Annotated in this window: 18 protein-coding genes and 1 tRNA gene; 8 read left to right on the top strand and 11 right to left on the bottom strand. The window is 67.3% G+C overall.

Annotation, left to right across the window (positions count from 1 at the left end):
- Positions 1–505: discoidin domain-containing protein (locus tag ACV22Z_RS32715; protein WP_448080385.1), on the top strand; the 505-nt coding region annotated here is incomplete at its 5' end.
- Between the two features lie 154 nt (positions 506–659).
- Here ACV22Z_RS32715 and ACV22Z_RS32710 read toward each other — a convergent pair.
- A complete protein-coding gene (locus tag ACV22Z_RS32710; protein WP_448080384.1) occupies positions 660–1,025 on the bottom strand; it encodes a nuclear transport factor 2 family protein in 366 nt (121 codons plus the stop codon).
- Between the two features lie 306 nt (positions 1,026–1,331).
- Here ACV22Z_RS32710 and ACV22Z_RS32705 point away from each other — a divergent pair, with 306 nt between their 5' ends.
- On the top strand, positions 1,332–1,865 hold the full coding sequence (locus tag ACV22Z_RS32705) for an N-acetyltransferase family protein (RefSeq protein ID WP_448080383.1): 534 nt from the start codon (positions 1,332–1,334) through the stop codon (positions 1,863–1,865).
- Between the two features lie 41 nt (positions 1,866–1,906).
- On the opposite strand, the gene ACV22Z_RS32700 is transcribed toward ACV22Z_RS32705, so the two are convergent.
- Together ACV22Z_RS32700 and ACV22Z_RS32695 are read right to left on the bottom strand one after the other, a co-directional pair.
- The gene (locus ACV22Z_RS32700) at positions 1,907–3,217 is read right to left on the bottom strand and encodes an MFS transporter (protein ID WP_448080382.1); all 1,311 of its coding nucleotides are present in this window, start codon (positions 3,215–3,217) and stop codon (positions 1,907–1,909) included.
- A 333-nt stretch (positions 3,218–3,550) separates the two neighbouring features.
- Positions 3,551–4,633, bottom strand: coding sequence for a tartrate dehydrogenase (locus ACV22Z_RS32695; RefSeq protein WP_448080381.1), 1,083 nt, complete (start codon positions 4,631–4,633; stop codon positions 3,551–3,553).
- A 108-nt stretch (positions 4,634–4,741) separates the two neighbouring features.
- On the opposite strand from ACV22Z_RS32695, the gene ACV22Z_RS32690 reads away from it, so the two are divergent.
- A complete protein-coding gene (locus tag ACV22Z_RS32690; RefSeq protein ID WP_448080380.1) occupies positions 4,742–5,662 on the top strand; it encodes a LysR substrate-binding domain-containing protein in 921 nt (306 codons plus the stop codon).
- A gap of 59 nt (positions 5,663–5,721) precedes the next feature.
- Positions 5,722–6,348, top strand: coding sequence for a LysE family translocator (locus ACV22Z_RS32685; protein WP_448080379.1), 627 nt, complete (start codon positions 5,722–5,724; stop codon positions 6,346–6,348).
- Between the two features lie 29 nt (positions 6,349–6,377).
- On the opposite strand, the gene rtcR is transcribed toward ACV22Z_RS32685, so the two are convergent.
- Positions 6,378–7,997 carry an RNA repair transcriptional activator RtcR gene (gene rtcR, locus ACV22Z_RS32680; protein WP_448080378.1) on the bottom strand — a complete coding sequence of 540 codons (1,620 nt, stop codon included), beginning with the start codon at positions 7,995–7,997 and terminating at the stop codon, positions 6,378–6,380.
- A gap of 338 nt (positions 7,998–8,335) precedes the next feature.
- Between rtcR and ACV22Z_RS32675 the strand changes: the two genes are divergently transcribed.
- The 3 genes from ACV22Z_RS32675 to ACV22Z_RS32665 all read left to right on the top strand — a co-directional run bounded on the left by ACV22Z_RS32675 (position 8,336) and on the right by ACV22Z_RS32665 (position 11,093).
- A tRNA-Ser gene (locus ACV22Z_RS32675) sits at positions 8,336–8,409 on the top strand.
- A 260-nt stretch (positions 8,410–8,669) separates the two neighbouring features.
- Positions 8,670–9,812 (top strand): slipin family protein, encoded by a 1,143-nt coding sequence (locus ACV22Z_RS32670; RefSeq protein WP_448080377.1) that lies wholly within the window; start codon positions 8,670–8,672, stop codon positions 9,810–9,812.
- 57 nt (positions 9,813–9,869) lie between these two features.
- Positions 9,870–11,093, top strand: a complete 1,224-nt coding sequence (locus ACV22Z_RS32665; RefSeq protein ID WP_448080376.1) for an RtcB family protein — start codon at positions 9,870–9,872, stop codon at positions 11,091–11,093.
- A gap of 68 nt (positions 11,094–11,161) precedes the next feature.
- Here the strand turns inward: ACV22Z_RS32665 and ACV22Z_RS32660 are convergent, their stop codons facing one another.
- Positions 11,162–11,830, bottom strand: coding sequence for an O-methyltransferase (locus ACV22Z_RS32660; protein WP_448080375.1), 669 nt, complete (start codon positions 11,828–11,830; stop codon positions 11,162–11,164).
- Between the two features lie 154 nt (positions 11,831–11,984).
- Here ACV22Z_RS32660 and ACV22Z_RS32655 point away from each other — a divergent pair, with 154 nt between their 5' ends.
- Complete coding sequence (locus ACV22Z_RS32655; protein ID WP_448080374.1) at positions 11,985–13,280, top strand: O-acetylhomoserine aminocarboxypropyltransferase/cysteine synthase family protein; 1,296 nt, start codon at positions 11,985–11,987, stop codon at positions 13,278–13,280.
- Between the two features lie 15 nt (positions 13,281–13,295).
- Here ACV22Z_RS32655 and ACV22Z_RS32650 read toward each other — a convergent pair whose 3' ends face one another.
- Genes ACV22Z_RS32650 through ACV22Z_RS32625 form a run of 6 tightly spaced genes read right to left on the bottom strand, consistent with a single transcriptional unit; the run spans position 13,296 to position 16,970 of the window.
- Positions 13,296–13,748: a hypothetical protein gene (locus tag ACV22Z_RS32650; protein ID WP_448080373.1), complete on the bottom strand. Its 453-nt coding sequence runs from the start codon at positions 13,746–13,748 to the stop codon at positions 13,296–13,298.
- A complete protein-coding gene (locus tag ACV22Z_RS32645; protein ID WP_448080372.1) occupies positions 13,745–14,167 on the bottom strand; it encodes a PaaI family thioesterase in 423 nt (140 codons plus the stop codon). The genes ACV22Z_RS32650 and ACV22Z_RS32645 overlap by 4 nt, the downstream gene beginning before the upstream one ends.
- A 10-nt stretch (positions 14,168–14,177) precedes the next feature.
- A complete protein-coding gene (locus ACV22Z_RS32640) occupies positions 14,178–14,945 on the bottom strand; it encodes an enoyl-CoA hydratase/isomerase family protein (protein WP_448080371.1) in 768 nt (255 codons plus the stop codon).
- A gap of 15 nt (positions 14,946–14,960) precedes the next feature.
- On the bottom strand, positions 14,961–15,623 hold the full coding sequence (locus tag ACV22Z_RS32635) for a 4-carboxy-4-hydroxy-2-oxoadipate aldolase/oxaloacetate decarboxylase (protein ID WP_448080370.1): 663 nt from the start codon (positions 15,621–15,623) through the stop codon (positions 14,961–14,963).
- Positions 15,620–16,288, bottom strand: a complete 669-nt coding sequence (locus ACV22Z_RS32630) for an RraA family protein (RefSeq protein WP_448080369.1) — start codon at positions 16,286–16,288, stop codon at positions 15,620–15,622. Before ACV22Z_RS32630 ends, ACV22Z_RS32635 begins: the two co-directional genes overlap by 4 nt.
- A gap of 28 nt (positions 16,289–16,316) precedes the next feature.
- Complete coding sequence (locus ACV22Z_RS32625) at positions 16,317–16,970, bottom strand: RraA family protein (protein ID WP_448080368.1); 654 nt, start codon at positions 16,968–16,970, stop codon at positions 16,317–16,319.
- Between the last annotated feature and the right edge of the window lie 14 nt (positions 16,971–16,984).

The raw sequence follows: 16,984 nt of genomic DNA, 5'->3' as shown, positions 1-16,984 counted from the left end.
CACGACCGGCCAGCGCTGGAGCCTGTCGCAGTTCGGCGTGAACGCCGACACGACGAAGGCCAAGCTCGGGTCGAGCTATTACGGCGGTCCTGCTGCGAACCAGATCACGCTGCTGTCGCAAGGGCACCCCGCTGCGGCATCGGCCAGCTACAACGCGTCGCTGACGCCCGACAAGGCATTCGACGGCAATACCACCAGCACGCGCTGGGACTCGCCGGAAGGCGCGGGTGTCGATCCGCAATGGATCTCAGTGGATCTCGGCGCCGCGAAGAGCATCGATCACGTCGATCTCTACTGGGACGCCGGCGCGCTCGTCTATCAGATCCAGACCTCGAACGACAACGTGAACTGGACGACGATCTACTCGACCAGCAACGGCGTCGCCTGGGGCCATGTCACGCTGCCGAATCTGAACGGCCATGGCCGCTATGTCCGGATGTACGGCACGAAGCGCGCAACGCCGTGGGGCTACTCGCTCGACGAAATGCAGGTGTGGGGATCGTAAAGGGCTGCTGCGGCCACCTCTTCAGACATGCCGGCACAATTTCGAGGTCATGATTCGCGGTTACGCGTCGCCCCAATGGCTGGGCAACACGAACGGCGTGTCATTGCGCGCAGGCGACGCGCAATGACACGCCGCCCCGCATCGAGGTCGCCCCTCAGGCGGCGTAGTGAGCAAACGCCTTCTGCACGCGATGATCGGGGCCGAAGTGGAAAACCTCCACGGCATTCCGTCCGTTCGCGCCGCGATAATGAATGGCGACGCTACTCACGCCCGCCAGCACCGAGATGAACTCGAAACGCAGATCCGGAATGAGCTGAAGCGCCTTCGACCAGTACGCGCCGACCGCCTCCTTGCCGCGCAGGCACCCGCCAGGCTCCCCCGCGATCCGGACGATCATCGGGGAATGCATCTCGAACGCGTCGTCGTAGTGCGAAAGGATGCGGTCGAGATCGTGCGCGTTCCACGCATCGATCCACTCCTGCGCAAAGCGTTGCGCGAACTCGTCCGTGATCTGTTCCATATGGCTTGCCGCCTCCGTATCGCGCGTTGTTTGAATTTCGGTATGCGAGCCCGAGTCTAGCAACACACTCGATGCTCCTGCGATGCTCGCGGTCGGTCACATTCGGCCATTCACCCGAACCGGTTGCGGCAGTGCTTGCGAACGCGTAGCGCGCTGCAGGCGTCGGCCACGTTGACAAGCAAGGCCGCAATATCTAATTTACTAGACACAAAATCTATTAAACTGGAACGCATCGCCGCCAATATGACGAGCGCGCGACCGGGTGGCACTGAGCACGCCGCACTTTGATGATTCACGGAGAAACCGATGACCGACAACATCACGATCCGCCGCATCGGCCCGAACGAGGCGATGGCCAGCGTCGACGCATTGGCCGATGTGCTGATCGACTGCGTCGAGGGCGGCGCGTCCGTCAGCTTCATGCTGCCGATATCGCGGAGCACGGCGCTGCAATTCTGGAGGCAGGTCGCGGACGGTGTCGTGCGTGACGAGCGCATCCTGCTCGTTGCCGAAAACGCCGACGGCAAGATCGTCGGCACCGTGCAATTGATCACCGCGTTGCCCGACAACCAGCCTCATCGTGCCGACGTCGCGAAGATGCTGGTCCGCCGCGACGCGCGACGCCTCGGCATCGGCGCACGGCTGATGGCAGCAGTGGACGACGCGGCCCGGGCCGCCGGCAAGTCCGTGCTCGTGCTCGACACCGTGACGGGCAGCGATGCCGCGCGACTGTATGAACGGTCGGGCTGGCAGCGCGTCGGTGACGTGCCGAACTATGCGCTGATGCCCGATGGCCGGTTCTGCGGGACGACGTTCTTTCACAAGCAACTACGGTCCTGAACCTGTATCGATGCCGGCCGGACTGTGCCGGCCCGCGGACATCAATGACGATGCCGCACCCCCGACACGATCTGCTGCCGTGACGCCTTCCGGCTCAGCAGCAGCGTCACGACCGCCGACACCGCGAGCGTCCCCGCGACGACGTACAACCCGGCCGCATACCCGCCCGTCACGTTCTTCAGCCAGCCGATTGCGAACGGCCCGACGAACCCGCCGAGATTGCCGATCGAGTTGATCATCGCGATCCCCGCGGCCGCGCCGGCGCCCGACAGGAACATGCTCGGCATCGCCCACAGCGGCGCCTTCGCGGCGCTGATGCCGATGTTGACGACGACGAGCGCGAGCACGGTCAGCAGCGCAGTGCTCGCCTGCCCCGCGAAGATGAAGCCGATGCACGCCAGCACGCACGGGATCACGACATGCCACGTGCGCTCGTCGGTGCGATCCGAATGCCGCGCCCAGACGATCATCGCGACGACGGCCGCCACGCTCGGAATCCCGGTGAGCAGGCCCGTCTGCAGCGCGCTGAAGCCGAACTGCTTGACCATCAGCGGCGCCCACAGGCCGAGCGTATACAGCCCCGCCGACGTGCCGAAGTAGATCAGCGCGAGCGCCAGCACGCGCGGATCGCGCAGCGCCTGCCACGCGCCGGCCGTGTGTCCCGCATGCGTGTGGCGCGCATCGGCTTCGGCCTTCAGCTTCGCGACCAGCCAGTCGCGCTCGTCCGGTTGCAGCCACGCCGCCCGCGACGGCGAATCGGTCAGGCATTTCAGCACGACGAAACCGAGCACGATCGCCGGCAGCGCCTCGATCACGTACAGCATCTGCCAGTCGGCGAGCCCGAACATCGGCGGCATCTGCATGATCGCGCCCGACAGCGGCGAGCCGATCGCGGTCGAGATCGGCGCGGCCGCCATGAACCACGCAGCGGCGACCGCGCGCTGCTTCGCGGGGAACCACAGGCTCAGGTACAGGATGATGCCGGGAAAGAAACCCGCTTCGGCGACGCCGAGCAGGAAGCGCAGCACATAGAAGCTCGTCGGGCCGGCCGCGAATGCGGACACCGCCGACACGATCCCCCACGTGATCATCACGCGGGCGATCCAGATCCGCGCGCCGACGCGATGCAGGATCAGGTTGGACGGCACCTCGAACAGGAAGTAGCCGATGAAGAACAATCCGCCGCCGAGCCCGAACGCGGTCGGCGACAAGCCGATCGCCTTGTTCATCGTCATCGCGGCGAAACCGACGTTGACCCGGTCGAGAAAGCTGACGAAGTACAGCAGCATCACGAACGGAATGATGCGCCACATCAGTTTCCGCGCGACGCGGGATTCCAGATTGGCTTGCATGTGTCTCCTCCTTCGAGGTCGAGCTGCGCTCGTTCTGTGGAAGCGGTCCGACGCCTGCCTCGTCTGAGGCGACGACGTCGTTGCCCGGCTCGCGTCGGATGCGCGAGTCGCGGGCGGTACATTCGATGTGTCGCGCGCGCCGGCGGGCCTTCCTGCTGTCGCCTGCGTCGCTTGCGTAGCGCGCGTCGTTTGCGTCGTTTGCGTCGTTTGCGTCGTTTGCGTTGCCTGCATCGCTTGCGTTGCCTGCGTCGTTTGCATTGCCTGCATCGCTTGCGTTGCCTGCGTCGCTTGCGTTGCCTGCGTCGCTTGCGTCGCCTACGTCGCCTCCGTCGCTTACACCGCCACCTCGGCCTTCTCGACGATTTCGCAGACAGCCGCCGTCACCTGCGCGGTGGTGGCCTTGCCGCCGAGATCGCCGGTGTGCAGCGACGGGTCGGCGGTCACGGCTTCGATCGCGCGCATCACGCGCGCGGCGCTTTCCGCTTCCCCGAGATGCTCGAGCAGCATCACGACCGACCAGAACGTGCCGATCGGATTCGCGAGCCCCTTGCCCATGATGTCGAACGCGGAACCGTGGATCGGCTCGAACATCGACGGATAGCGGCGCTCCGGATCGATGTTGCCGGTCGGCGCGATGCCGAGGCTGCCCGCGAGCGCGGCAGCGAGATCGCTCAGGATGTCCGCATGCAGGTTCGTCGCGACGATCGTGTCGAGCGTCGCCGGACGGTTGACCATCCGCGCGGTGGCCGCGTCGACGAGCTCCTTGTCCCACTTCACGTCGGGGAATTCCTGCGCGACCTGTTTCGCGATCTCGTCCCACATCACCATCGCGTGACGCTGCGCGTTGCTCTTCGTGATCACCGTCAGCAGCTTGCGCGGCCGCGACTGCGCGAGCCGGAACGCAAAGCGCATGATGCGTTCGACGCCGGCGCGCGTGAGGATCGACACATCGGTCGCGGCCTCGAGCGGATGCCCCTGGTGCACGCGGCCGCCAACGCCCGAATACTCGCCCTCCGAGTTTTCGCGGACGATCACCCAGTCGAGATCGGCCGGCTTGCAGCGCTTCAGCGGCGCGTCGATGCCGGGCAGGATGCGCGTCGGGCGCACGTTCGCGTACTGGTCGAGGCCCTGGCAGATCTTCAGGCGCAGGCCCCACAGCGTCACGTGGTCGGGCACGTCGGGGTCGCCCGCCGAGCCGAACAGGATCGCGTCCTTGTCGCGCAGCGCGTCGAGGCCGTCGGCTGGCATCATCACGCCGTGCTGGCGGTAGTAATCGGCGCCCCAGTCGAAATTCTCGAACTCGAACGCGAAACGCCGGCTGCCGCGGGCGAGCGCTTCCAGCACCTGCCGGCCGGCCGGCACGACCTCCTTGCCGATGCCGTCGCCGGGAATCGTTGCGATACGGTACGTCTTCATGTCTCCACCTTCGAATCATCGTGATCGTGAGCGCACTGTACTCAACTTGAAGCGCTGCAACCGGTGCTAAACTCAAAGCATCCTTAACCTGAATTCACAAGTGAAACGATGGCGGATGCGGTCCAGCCGGCCGATCTCGGCTTCTTCTCGACGCTCGCCGCATCGGGCAGCCTGAGCGCCGCCGCGCGCGAGCTCGGGCTCACCGCGGCGGCGATCAGCAAGCGGCTCACGCTGATGGAGCAGCGCGCGGGCGTGACGCTCGTGAACCGCACGACGCGGCGGATGATGCTGACGCCCGAGGGCGAGGTCTACCTGGAATACGCGCGCCGGATCCTCGACCAGATGGACGAGCTCGGCGAGCTGCTCGGCAGCGCGAAGAAGAACCCGAAGGGGCTGCTGCGCGTGAACGCGACGCTCGGCTTCGGGCGCAGCCATGTCGGCCCCGCGATCTCCCGCTTCGTCGCGCGCTATCCGCAAGTCGCCGTGCAATTGCAGCTGTCGGTGATGCCGCCGCCGCTCACCGACGACGCGTTCGACGTCTGCATCCGCTTCGGCGAGCCGCCCGACACACGCGTCGTCGCGCGGCGGCTCGCGCCGAACCGCCGGCTGCTGTGCGCGGCGCCCGCGTATCTCGCGAAGCACGGCATGCCCGCCACGCCGCACGACCTGACGAAGCACAACTGCATCGGCATCCGCCAGGGCGACGAAGGGTATGGCGTGTGGCGCCTGACGAGCGGCCGCGGCGCGGCGCGCAAGACCGAAGCCGTGCGCATCAACGGCAACCTGACCACCAACGACGGCGAGATCGCGGTCAAGTGGGCGCTCGACGGGCACGGCATCCTGATGCGCGCGGAATGGGACATCAACGAGTATCTGGCCGACGGCCGCCTCGTCGTCGTGCTGCCTGACCACGACACGCCGAGCGCGGACATCTATGCGGTCTATGCGCAGCGGCACCAGATGTCCGCGCGGATTCGCGCGTTCGTCGATTTTCTGGCGGGCGAGCTGGGGCGCACGCGTACGGAGTAGCGCGCGACCGACTACAATGCCCCGATCGATCGCCGCCGCGCGTTCGCACGGGAGACATCATGTTCGACCTGACCACGCTGACCACCTTCATCGCCGTCGTGCTGGGCCTGTTCCTGATCCCCGGCCCCGCCGTGCTGCTCGTGCTGAGCCGCACCGTGCAGGCCGGCCGCAAGACCGGCATCCTGACCGGCCTCGGCGTCGCGAGCGGCGATTTCATCCACACGCTGTTCGCGGCCGTCGGGCTGTCCGCGCTGCTGATGACGTCGGCGCTCGCGTTCACCGTCGTCAAGCTGGCCGGCGCCGCGTACCTGATCTACCTCGGCGTGCGCGCGCTCATCGAGAAGCCGTCCGATCCGTCGCTGCCGAAGGTGTCGCCCGTCACGCCGCTGAAGGCCTACCTGCAGGCCGTCCCGGCCGAAGTGCTGAACCCGAAGACGGCGCTGTTCTTCCTCGCGTTCATGCCGCAGTTCGTGCACCCGGAACGCGGCTCGACGTTCGTGCAGTTCGCGGTGCTCGGGCTGATCTTCGTCGTGCTCAGCTCGCTCTATACGACGCTGATCGCGGTGTCGGTCCGCCCGCTCGGCCGCATCGTGAAGCGCCTGTCGTGGCTCACGCGCTGGCAGGGCAAGATCATCGGCACGATCTTCATCTCGCTCGGGCTGAAGGTCGCCGCGCAGCAGCGGTGAAGACGGTCGTCACGCACGCCGCCCGCCGCTCAGCGCCCCCCGCCAAGCGCCTGCCGCACTCCATCCCAGTCCAGCCCGAACCGCGCGAGATACTTGCGCAGCCGATCCGCGTCGTTCGGCTGCTTCTTGCCCTGCCGCGACACCGCGAACAACGTGCGCCCCGCTTCCGACAAGCTCGCCGATACGCGGCACACGTCGAGCACGCGTTCGAGCTGCACGCGGTCGAACAGGTCGAGTTCCGCCGCACGCTCGCCCAACGCCGCATCGACCCATTCGCCTGATGCGTCCGCATCGCCTGCCGCCGACCACGTGCGCGCCAGCCGCTCGACTTCCTGCTCGGCGATCGCGTCGGTGATGCGCCCCGCATCCGCGAGCGTCGCCATGCGCGTGACCGACGCCGACAGCTCGCGGAAATTGCCGGCCCAAGCCGCGCGCGACGACGCGGCAAAGGCCAGATAGCGCCGCTTCGCTTCGACGTTGAACCGCACCTGTTCGCCCTGTTCGCGGCCGAAGCGGTCGAGCTCGAAATCGAGGTTCGGCTCGATGTCCTCCCGACGCTCGGCGAGCCCCGGCAATTCATAGGTCCACAGGTTGATCCGCGCGTACAGGTCTTCGCGGAACGTGCCGGCCGCCACCATCTGCCGCAGGTCGCGATGCGTGCCCGCGATCAGCTCGAAATCGCTGGTCGCCTCGACGTCCGCGCCGACGGGCAGGAACCGTTTCTCCTCGATCGCCTTCAGCAGCATCGCCTGTTCGTCGAGACCCAGCTCGCCGATCTCGTCCAGAAACAGCAGGCCGCCATCCGCCGCGCGCAGCAGGCCCGCGCGCGCGTTCTGCGCGCCGGTAAACGCGCCCTTCACGTGGCCGAACAGCGTGGACATCGCGGCATCGCCACGCAGCGTCGCGCAGTTGATCTCGATGAACGGCCCGCCGAGCCGATGCCGGCCGCGCTTCAGTTCGTACATGCGCTTCGCGAGGAACGACTTGCCCGCGCCGGTCGGCCCGACGAGCAGCATCGGCGCGCGCGAGCGAACCGCGACGCGTTCGAGCTGCTCGATCAGCGCGTTGAAGCGGGCGTTGCGCGTCGCGATGCCCGCCTTCAGGAACGACACCGTCTCGTCGCGCTCGCGCGTGAAGCGCTGCGCGATCCGGTTGTAGCGCGACAGGTCGAGATCGATGACCGTCATCGTGCCGGGCCCGCTCGGCCCCTCGTCGGTGCGTTGCGGCGGCCCCGTCTGCACGAGCCGCGCGGGCAGGTAGCGCGCCTCCGCAAGCAGGAACCAGCAGATCTGCGCGACGTGCGTGCCGGTCGTGATGTGGATCAGGTAGTCCTCGCGATCGAGATCGAACGGATACGCGCGCGCAAAGTCGTGCAGCGTCGCGTACACCTCCTCGAAATCCCACGGATCGTGGATCGCGATCGGCGTGAGCCGGACCTCGGTGTGCGGCGACACACGCACGAGATCCTCCTTCACGCGGTTCGCGAGACGCTCGTAGCTCGGCGGATGCAGCAGTTCGAGCCGGTCGATCGGTTGGTCCGGCTGCTCGCACAAAGAAATCGTCGGCCGCCACTTGTGCCAGCGGCGCGGCGCACGGCCACCCTGGTCGAGCACGATGCCGAGAAAACCGATCGCGACAGTCTTGCGCATGATTTATCCAGATTTATAAGCTGCGATCCGATCGTATCAGAATTCAATCCCTTCCCTAGCGATGCCGGGCCGGCAGCACCCTCCCCTAGAACAGAATTTCCCCTTCCATTTCAACAGGTTGCAAATTTTATCGGCGAACGGCAGCGCCGCTGGCACGCTCCTCGCTCAAATGGAAGCGCCGGATGTCCCGCTGGTCCGCGAGCCAAGGTTCGCAAGCCTTGCTGGTGCGCGGCCGCCGAACCCCGTTCGTCGCGGCCGCGTATGCCGCCATGGACAGACGAAGGCAAATGGGCGCGCGTGGAGCGCCTCGCCCGGGTTCGATTCCCGGGGCGTCCACCTGTTCGATAGCTCATTCGGGTAGAGCAGTCGGCCACTAACCGACCGGTAGCGGGTTCGAATCCCGCTCGAACGCTGTCCGCAAGGGCAGTCTGTTGACAGAAGCAGTACCCGCCGGCGCGGGCCGCAAGGCCCGCCGCGCGTCGGACCGGTCGCGGTTCCGCGCGAACGGCCGGGCGGCCGGACGGCCCGCGCGAATGCGCCCGACGATGCTATGCAGTACGCGTCGCCGCGGCACGCCAGCGCGGTGCCTGAAGCCCTGCCCGCCCGCTCGCGTCGCGCCCCGATCCGTGCGATGCGCGCCGGCCGGCGGACCCTGAAGAAAAGGACAAGAATATGTGGAAGCGTCATGTCGTGAAAAAGAACGAGCGCGCGCTGCTGATGAGCGAGGGCGACTTCGTGAAGGTGCTCGAACCGGGCGTGTTCCGGGCCTTCGATCCGTTCAAGCGTCTGACGGTTGAGACCGCGCGCCTCGACGCGCCGCTCGCCGACGATGCGCTTGCCGATTACCTGCGCCATGACGCGCAGGACGTGCTCGCGCGCTATTTCGTCGCGATGGACCTCGCGGACGACGAGGCGGGGCTGCGCTACGAGAACGACGTGCTCGTCGAGATCCTGCCGCCCGGCACGCGCCGCCTGTACTGGCGCGGCCTGATCGAGCACCGTCTCGAGCGGGTCGATCTCGCACAGGGCGGCACACTGCCGGCCGAGCTGACGAAGCGGCTCACGCAGCCGGCGCTGCGGGCGCGCGGCGTCGCCGGGCTCGCAGGTGTGCTGATCGCGCAAGTGCCGGCCTGCCATGTCGGCGTGCTGAAGATCGACGGCAAGATCGAGCGGTTGCTGGACGACGGCGTCTCCGCTTTCTGGCGCTTCAACCGCGACGTGACGGTCGAATTCGTCGACCTGCGGCTGCAGGCGCTCGAGGTCGGCGGGCAGGAAATCCTGACGCGCGACAAGGTCGCGCTGCGGCTGAACCTGTCGGCGACGTGGCGCTATGCGGACGTGCTGCGCGCGTACGGCCAGCTGCAGAAGCCGGTCGAGCACCTGTACCGCGAGCTGCAGTTCGCGCTGCGCGCCGCCGTCGGCACGCGCACGCTGGACGAGCTGCTCGAGGACAAGCAGGCGATCGACGAGGTCGTGATCGCGCAAGTGCGTGCGCGGCTCGCCGATTCGGGAATCGACGTGCGCGGCGTCGGCGTGAAGGATATCGTGCTGCCGGGCGACATGAAGACGATCCTCGCGCAGGTCGTCGAGGCCGAGAAGGCCGCGCAGGCGAACGTGATCCGCCGCCGTGAAGAGACGGCGGCGACCCGCTCGCTGCTGAACACCGCGAAGGTGATGGAAGAGAACCCGACCGCGCTGCGGCTGAAGGAGCTGGAAACGCTCGAGCGCGTCGCGGAGCGGATCGACCGCATCTCGGTGTTCGGCGGTCTCGATCAGGTGCTGAATGGTCTCGTCAGCATCAAGGCCGCGCAATGAACGCGGCGGCGCGGCGCACGGGCGCCGCGCCATACATGACTAAAGCAGGTGAAAGGAATGACTGAACTGGACTACCAAGTAATGGAACTGGCGCACGGCAAGCCGGTGAAGATGTGGACCAACGGCGTCACCGTCGAAGAGGACGCACGCGCGCAGCTGCGCAACACTGCGCAGATGCCGTTCATCTTCAGGCACGTTGCCGTGATGCCGGACGTGCACCTCGGCAAGGGTTCGACGATCGGCAGCGTGATTCCGACGAAGGGCGCGATCATTCCGGCCGCAGTCGGCGTCGACATCGGCTGCGGGATGATGGCCGCGCGCACGACGCTCGCCGCATCGGACCTGCCGGACTCGCTTGGCGGGCTGCGCAGCGCGATCGAACGCGCGGTGCCGCACGGCCGCACGCCGGGCCGCCGCGATCCGGGCGCGTGGGGCAACCGCGCGCCGCAGCAGGTCGACGAGATGTGGAAGGCGCTGCTGCCGGGGTTCCAGCGGATCGTCGACAAGTATCCGAAGCTGGAGAAGACGAACCACTACGTGCACCTCGGCACGCTCGGCACCGGCAACCACTTCATCGAAGTGTGTGTCGACGAAAACGACGCCGTGTGGTTCATGCTGCACAGCGGTTCGCGCGGCGTCGGCAACGCGATCGGCAGCCTGTTCATCGAACTCGCGCAGGCCGACATGCGGCAGCACATCGCGAACCTGCCGGATCGCAACCTCGCGTATTTCAACGAGGGCAGCCGGCACTTCAACGACTACGTCGAAGCGGTCGGCTGGGCGCAGGACTACGCGCGCCGCAACCGGCAGGTGATGATGGACGCGATCATCCGCGCGGCGCACGGCGCGATCGGCAAGCCGTTCGAGATCGACGAGCACGCGGTGAACTGCCATCACAACTACGTGCAGAAGGAACACCACTTCGGCGAGGATGTATTCGTGACCCGCAAGGGCGCGGTGTCCGCGCAGAAGGGGCAGCTCGGGATCATTCCGGGCTCGATGGGGGCGAAGAGCTTCATCGTGCGCGGGCTCGGCAATCCGGAAAGCTTCTGCTCGTGCAGCCACGGTGCGGGACGCGCCATGAGCCGGACCGAAGCGAAGCGCCGCTTCACGGTCGAGGACCAGGTGAAGGCAACGCAAGGTGTCGAATGCCGGAAGGACGCGGGCGTCGTCGACGAAATCCCGATGGCCTACAAGGACATCGACGCGGTGATGGCGGCCCAGAGCAGCCTTGTTGAAGTGGTGCACACGCTGCGTCAGGTGGTGTGCGTGAAGGGTTAGTGTGCGGTTAGTGCGACCGAAGGCCGGGCGGCCCGCACAACGTTACCGCCGTGTCGGCCGCGTGCGCGTCACGCCCCCACAACCGAAATCGAGAACCCGTCCCACCCTTTCACCCCGACGGTCTGCACGGCCGTCGTCGTGAGCCGCGGTTCCGCGGCGATGAACGCAAACCCCTCGCGCACGCCGACGACATCCGGCTCATGGTTGTCCGGATCCGCCACCGCGCCTCGCCGCACGACGTTGTCGACGACGATCACGGTGCCCGGCCGCGACAGCTTCAGCGCCGCGCTCAGGTAGGCGGGATTGTTCTCCTTGTCCGCGTCGATGAAGATGAAGTCGAACGGCTCGGCGCCCGCGTCGATCAGCTGCGCGAGGCTGTCCCTCGCGTTCCCGACGACGACCGACACAACCTCCGCGAAGCCGGCCCGCGCGATGTTCTGCGTCGCGACCTTCGCGTGTTCGGGGCTCAGTTCGAGCGTCACCAGCTTGCCGCCGGGCGGCAATGCGCGCGCGAGCCAGATCGTGCTGTAGCCGCCGAGCGTGCCGACCTCGAGAATGCGGCGCGCACCCTGGATCGTCGCGAGCAGCTGCAGCAGCTTGCCCTGGTTCGGCGCGACGTTGATCGCCCGCATGCCCGCCGCGTCGCTCGCGGCGAGCGCGGCATCGAGGACCTCGTCGGACGGCACGAGCGTCCCGGCGAAATACTCGTCCACGCGCGTCCACTGATCCTGATCCATGTCGCCCCCTTCGCCTGTGGAAAACGGCATTCTATGTCCCGCGCGTCCATAAGCAACCAACCAATCGATCTAAAGTCTTCACGCGGCCGCTTCTATAATCGCCGGACGGCCGCATGCCCAGCCCAGAACACCACAACAACAGACGGAGCACATCATGACCGAGCAGACCTCTTCCAGCTGGCGACTCGAAACCGTCGCCGTCCACGGCGGCTATCGTCCCGACCCGACGACGCGCGCCGTCGCGGTGCCGATCTACCAGACCGTTGCGTATGCATTCGACGACACGCAGCACGGCGCCGACCTGTTCGACCTGAAGGTGCAAGGCAACATCTACACGCGGATCATGAACCCGACGACCGACGTGCTCGAGCAGCGCATTGCCGCGCTCGAAGGCGGCGTTGGCGCCTTGGCGCTCGCGTCGGGCCAGGCGGCCGTCACCTACGCGATCCAGACGATCGCCGAAGCCGGCGACAACATCATCTCGGCCAGCACGCTGTACGGCGGCACCTACAACCTGTTCGCGCACACGCTGCCGCAGTACGGGATCACGACGCGCTTCGCCGATCCGCGCGATCCGGCGTCGTTCGAGCCGCTGATCGACGCGCGCACGAAGGCGATCTTCGTGGAATCGGTCGGCAATCCGCTCGGCAACATCACCGACATCGCCGCGCTTGCCGACATCGCGCATCGGCACGGTCTCCCGCTGATCGTCGACAACACGGTGCCGTCGCCGTACCTGCTGCGGCCGTTCGAGCACGGCGCCGACATCGTCGTGCATTCGCTGACCAAGTACCTCGGCGGGCACGGCACGAGCCTCGGCGGCGCGATCGTCGATTCGGGCAAGTTCCCGTGGGCCGAGCACGCGGACCGCTTCAAGCGGCTCAACCAGCCGGACGTCAGCTATCACGGCGTCGTCTATACGGAGGCGTTCGGCCCGGCCGCGTACATCGGCCGCGCGCGCGTGGTGCCGCTGCGCAACATGGGCGCGGCGATCTCGCCATTCAACGCGTTCCAGATCCTGCAGGGCATCGAGACGCTCGCGCTGCGCATCGAGCGCATCAGCGACAACGCGCTGAAGATCGCGCGGCATCTCGCGCGGCATGAGAAGGTCGAATGGGTGAATTACGCGGGGCTGCCCGATCATCCGGACCATCGGCTCGTCGCGCGCTATCTGTCCGGCCGCGCGCCGGGCCTGCTGACGTTCGGCGTGCACGGCGGCCGCGTGGGCGGCGCGAAGTTCCAGGACGGGCTGAAGCTGTTCACGCGGCTCGTCAATATCGGCGATACGAAGTCGCTCGCGACGCATCCGGCGTCGACGACCCATCGCCAGCTGTCGCCGGCGGAACTCGCGAAGGCGGGCGTGAAGGAGGAAACGGTGCGGCTGTCGATCGGCATCGAGCATATCGACGACCTGATCGCCGATCTCGATCAGGCGCTGGCGCAGCTCTAGAGCGGCATCGCTGCATCAGCCGGCGGCCGGGCGCGGCACCTTGGCGCCGCGCCTGACCGTCCGCTGCCTCGCAGGCCCCGATCCGTCGCGCGATCGCGTACGCATCGCCGCGTCGGGCTCGCCGACGGCGTCCAGCCCGTTGCGCTCGGCATTCGCCTTTGCCGTCCGGATCGCGTCGTCGAAGGTGCTTTCCGTCGCGACGTGCCGATGATCGACGCTCACGAGCCAATTGCCGGCGGCATGGCACCAGCGAATGCGCCGCTCGTCCAGCAGCGCGGACAGCCAGCGCCACAGTGCGGCGTCGACCGCATTCGCCGCCGCAGCCGCCTGATCTCTTGCCAACTGCATTCGGTCCATCGAACCCGCCCCAAGCGACGGCAGCCGTCGGCGGTGCGATGCCGCTTCTTCGTCCGGTCGCGCGGCGCCGGCCGTCCCCCGATCCGTTCGCACGCTCGACGAAGCCGTCATTCCGCCACCATGCAGACGGCGCTCGCCGTCGCCACGCACTTGCCGTTCTGCCGGAGTTCGCCCTCGACATTGCAGATGCGCGAGCCGCGCCGCACGAGCGTCGCATGACCGGCGATCGCACCGGGTTCGGCCGGGCGCAGAAACGACACGTTGAGGTTCAGCGTCGCGCAATGCTGCCCGGCATCGAGCGACGCCATCACCAGCAGCGCCGTCACGTCGTCGAGCATTGCACCGAGCATGCCGCCCTGGATCCGGCCCGCGGGGTTCGCGAACGACGACGCCCCCACATAGGTGCATTCGATGCGGCCGGCCTCGACGTCGAGCGACACGATCCTGCCGCCGAGCGTCGCTGCGATTGGCGGCGGTGCGATATCGCCGTCGAGAATCCGCCGGACATACGGATGAACATGAACAGCCATCGATCGGCTCCTACTTTCCCTTGAAGATCGGCGCGCGCTTCTGTTGCCATGCGAGCGCGCCTTCGCGCAGGTCTTCCGACGCCTCCGCGCGCGCCCGATCCGCCGCATGGCCGGCCTCGTCGAAGCGGCCCGCCGCGATGCGGGTGAGGTGTCGCTTTATGCCAAGCAGCGCAAGCGGCGCCATGCCGGCAAGCTGGTCGCCGAACAGCCGCACCGTGTCGGCCAGCCGCTCGGGTTCGACGATCTCGTCGAGAAAGCCGCACGCGTGCATCTGCTGCGCATCGAACGTCGCGCCCGCGAGCAACAGACGCTTCGCCACATTCACGCCGAGGCGCGACACGTAGCGCCGCAGCCCGGCTCCGTAGAACAGCAGCCCAAGCTTCGCGGCCGGCACGAACATCTGCGACTGCGGCACGCCGAAGCGAAAATCGCACGCGAGCGCGAGGTCGGTCGCGCCGCCGTAGACGCCCCCGTTGATCGCTGCAATCGTCACCGGACGCGCGGATTCGAGCTCGTTCGCCAGCGCCTCGAATGCGTCGCCTACCGTGTCCGCATCGATGCCGTTGATGTTGAAGCCCGAGCAGAAATGCCGGCCCTCACCTTGCAGCCGCAGCACGAGCACCTGTTCCATCGCATCGACCTCGCGCAGGTAGCCGCGAATCGTCTGGAGATCGGCGAATTCGAGACGATTCGCGACCTCCGGGCGGCGCAGCGTGACGACTGCCACGCGCCCGTCGATACGCAGCGACGGCGCTTGCCCCTGCATTGCCTCGCTCATCGAACGCCCTCCTGCTCAGTGAAAACCGTAGATCTGCATCGTGGTCTGCCCGCCCTCGATCCGCTTGCAGATCGCGGCTTCGTCCGCCTCGCGCTTTGCGGCGATCTCGACGACTTCCGCTGCCCGTTCGCGCGGGATTGCGACAACCCCATCGCGATCCGCGACGATCAGGTCGCCTGCGCAAACCGTTACGCCGCCGATCTTGACCGGTTCGTTGATCCAGCCGATCGCACCATAGTCCTTGCCGGTGCCGCGAATCGACAAGCCCCGCGAAAACACCGGGAAGCCGATACGCTCGAGCAGATCCGCGTCGCGCACGCCGCCGTCGATCACGAGGCCGGCGAGGCCGCGCACCTTCGCCGCGGTCGCCATGACCTCCCCCCAATAGCCGTGCTCGTAGACGCCGTTCGCGTAAACGACGAGCACGTCGCCCGGCTGCGCGAGCTCGATCGCGCGATGCAGCCAGAGGTTGTCTCCGCCCGGCGAATGCACGGTAAATGCGGTGCCGCAGATCCTGAAGCCGGGCGCCACCGGCTTGATCCCGGAGGGCAACGCGCCGATCCTGCCGGCGGCCTCGTGCAGCGTGGCCGCCGGCAGACTGCGTGCGGCCTCGACCGCGCGTGCGTCGGCGCGCTCGATTGCGGTGCGGATGGTGGTTGCCGGATCGTGTTCCTTCATGCCTGTTTCTCCCGCGACTGAAGCTGGTGGTACTTGAACTGCCGGCGTGCGTCGTCGAGGCGCAGCCCGCTGCGACAGGCCTCGCGGATTGCTTCCTCGGCAAGATGAATCGCATCGGCTGCATCGAGCACCGCTTCCTCGTGTTCGCGCGGAATCACGATCACGCCGTCGGCGTCGCCACGCAGGATATCGCCCGGCTGCACACGTGCGCCGCCGATGTCGACGGGAATGTTGGTCGCCTCGACCTGCACGCGGTCCTTGCCCGTTCGCATCCAGTGGTCACGGCTGAACACCGGATAGCCGAGCTTCACGCATAGCGCGACGTCGCGGCATACGCCATTGATCACCGTGCCGCCCACGCGGCGCCGATGCGCGATCTCGGTCAGGATGTCGCCCCAGACGGTCGCGTCCTCGCGGCCGCCGTTGTCGAGCACGACGATCGCGCCGGGCGGCACGTCATCGATGTAATCGCCGACAGTGCCGGGCGGGTTCGAGGCCGGACCGTACTTGAGCGTATATGCGCGGCCCGCGAGTCGGAAATCCGCGCTGCGCGGCTTGATCCGGTAACACTGGCCGGCAATGCCGAGCCTGTCGAGCGCGTCTGACAGCGTAGCCGTATCGAGCCGGGCCGCGCGTTCGACGTTGCGGTTGTCGTTCGTCGTCATTGAATCGTGTTCCTCTGGATGGTTGCGCTCACTTGAGCATGTGTTCGTAGTTGCTGTCCATCACGCGGCCGACCGGCGTGCCGGCCAGAATCGCCTTGGCCATCGCCGCCTCCTTCGCGACGATCGTCTCGGCTACGTCGAGCACGCGCTCGATATCCGCCGCGCGGATGACGATCACGGCGCTGTTGTCGGCGATCACGTAGTCGCCTGCGTCGACGGTGATGTCGCCGATCCGCACCGGCACGTTGGTGCCCTTCTCGACCACGCGGCCGCGCGCGGTGCGCGCCGTCGTTGCGGCGCAGAACACCGGCAGGTCGCATGCGACGGCCTCGTCGATGTCCCGCACCGGCCCGTCGGCCACCACGCCCGCGACGCCGCGGACCTTCGCGGCGAGCGACAACAGGCCGCCCCAGCAGCCCGCGTCGATGCCGCTGCGCTGCTCGACCACGATCACGTTCTCGTCGCCAGCCTGTTCAATCGCCGTGCAGCCGAGATGCACGGGCGGCCCCGGCGGCACGGCGCCCGTGCCGAGCTTGACGGTCACCGCGCGGCCCGCGATCCGCCCTGTGCCCGAACGCTGCGGCAGGCCGCTCACGACACCGGGCATGTCGAGTTTGTCGAGCGCGTCAGAGACAGCGCAGCAATCGAGCCGGCGCAAGCGCCGTACGTTCTGGTCAGTCATGTCGGTTGTCTTCC

This window comes from Burkholderia sp. PU8-34, from assembly GCF_053427725.1.
The sequence above is the reverse complement of the archived record's forward strand: the minus strand, read 5'-3'. Positions and strand labels throughout refer to the sequence as shown.

Bases quoted from the DNA above. Each gene is read 5' to 3' on its own strand.
- ACV22Z_RS32660 (WP_448080375.1), bottom strand. From the start codon at position 11,830: ATGGATCAGGATCAGTGGACGCGCGTGGACGAGTATTTCGCCGGGACG.
- ACV22Z_RS32690 (WP_448080380.1), top strand. From the start codon at position 4,742: ATGGCGGATGCGGTCCAGCCGGCCGATCTCGGCTTCTTCTCGACGCTC.
- ACV22Z_RS32630 (WP_448080369.1), bottom strand. From the start codon at position 16,288: ATGACGACGAACGACAACCGCAACGTCGAACGCGCGGCCCGGCTCGAT.
- ACV22Z_RS32695 (WP_448080381.1), bottom strand. From the start codon at position 4,633: ATGAAGACGTACCGTATCGCAACGATTCCCGGCGACGGCATCGGCAAG.
- ACV22Z_RS32635 (WP_448080370.1), bottom strand. From the start codon at position 15,623: ATGAAGGAACACGATCCGGCAACCACCATCCGCACCGCAATCGAGCGC.
- ACV22Z_RS32670 (WP_448080377.1), top strand. From the start codon at position 8,670: ATGTGGAAGCGTCATGTCGTGAAAAAGAACGAGCGCGCGCTGCTGATG.
- ACV22Z_RS32710 (WP_448080384.1), bottom strand. From the start codon at position 1,025: ATGGAACAGATCACGGACGAGTTCGCGCAACGCTTTGCGCAGGAGTGG.
- ACV22Z_RS32685 (WP_448080379.1), top strand. From the start codon at position 5,722: ATGTTCGACCTGACCACGCTGACCACCTTCATCGCCGTCGTGCTGGGC.
- ACV22Z_RS32705 (WP_448080383.1), top strand. From the start codon at position 1,332: ATGACCGACAACATCACGATCCGCCGCATCGGCCCGAACGAGGCGATG.
- ACV22Z_RS32655 (WP_448080374.1), top strand. From the start codon at position 11,985: ATGACCGAGCAGACCTCTTCCAGCTGGCGACTCGAAACCGTCGCCGTC.
- ACV22Z_RS32645 (WP_448080372.1), bottom strand. From the start codon at position 14,167: ATGGCTGTTCATGTTCATCCGTATGTCCGGCGGATTCTCGACGGCGAT.
- ACV22Z_RS32625 (WP_448080368.1), bottom strand. From the start codon at position 16,970: ATGACTGACCAGAACGTACGGCGCTTGCGCCGGCTCGATTGCTGCGCT.
- ACV22Z_RS32665 (WP_448080376.1), top strand. From the start codon at position 9,870: ATGACTGAACTGGACTACCAAGTAATGGAACTGGCGCACGGCAAGCCG.
- rtcR (WP_448080378.1), bottom strand. From the start codon at position 7,997: ATGCGCAAGACTGTCGCGATCGGTTTTCTCGGCATCGTGCTCGACCAG.
- ACV22Z_RS32640 (WP_448080371.1), bottom strand. From the start codon at position 14,945: ATGAGCGAGGCAATGCAGGGGCAAGCGCCGTCGCTGCGTATCGACGGG.
- ACV22Z_RS32700 (WP_448080382.1), bottom strand. From the start codon at position 3,217: ATGCAAGCCAATCTGGAATCCCGCGTCGCGCGGAAACTGATGTGGCGC.
- ACV22Z_RS32650 (WP_448080373.1), bottom strand. From the start codon at position 13,748: ATGACGGCTTCGTCGAGCGTGCGAACGGATCGGGGGACGGCCGGCGCC.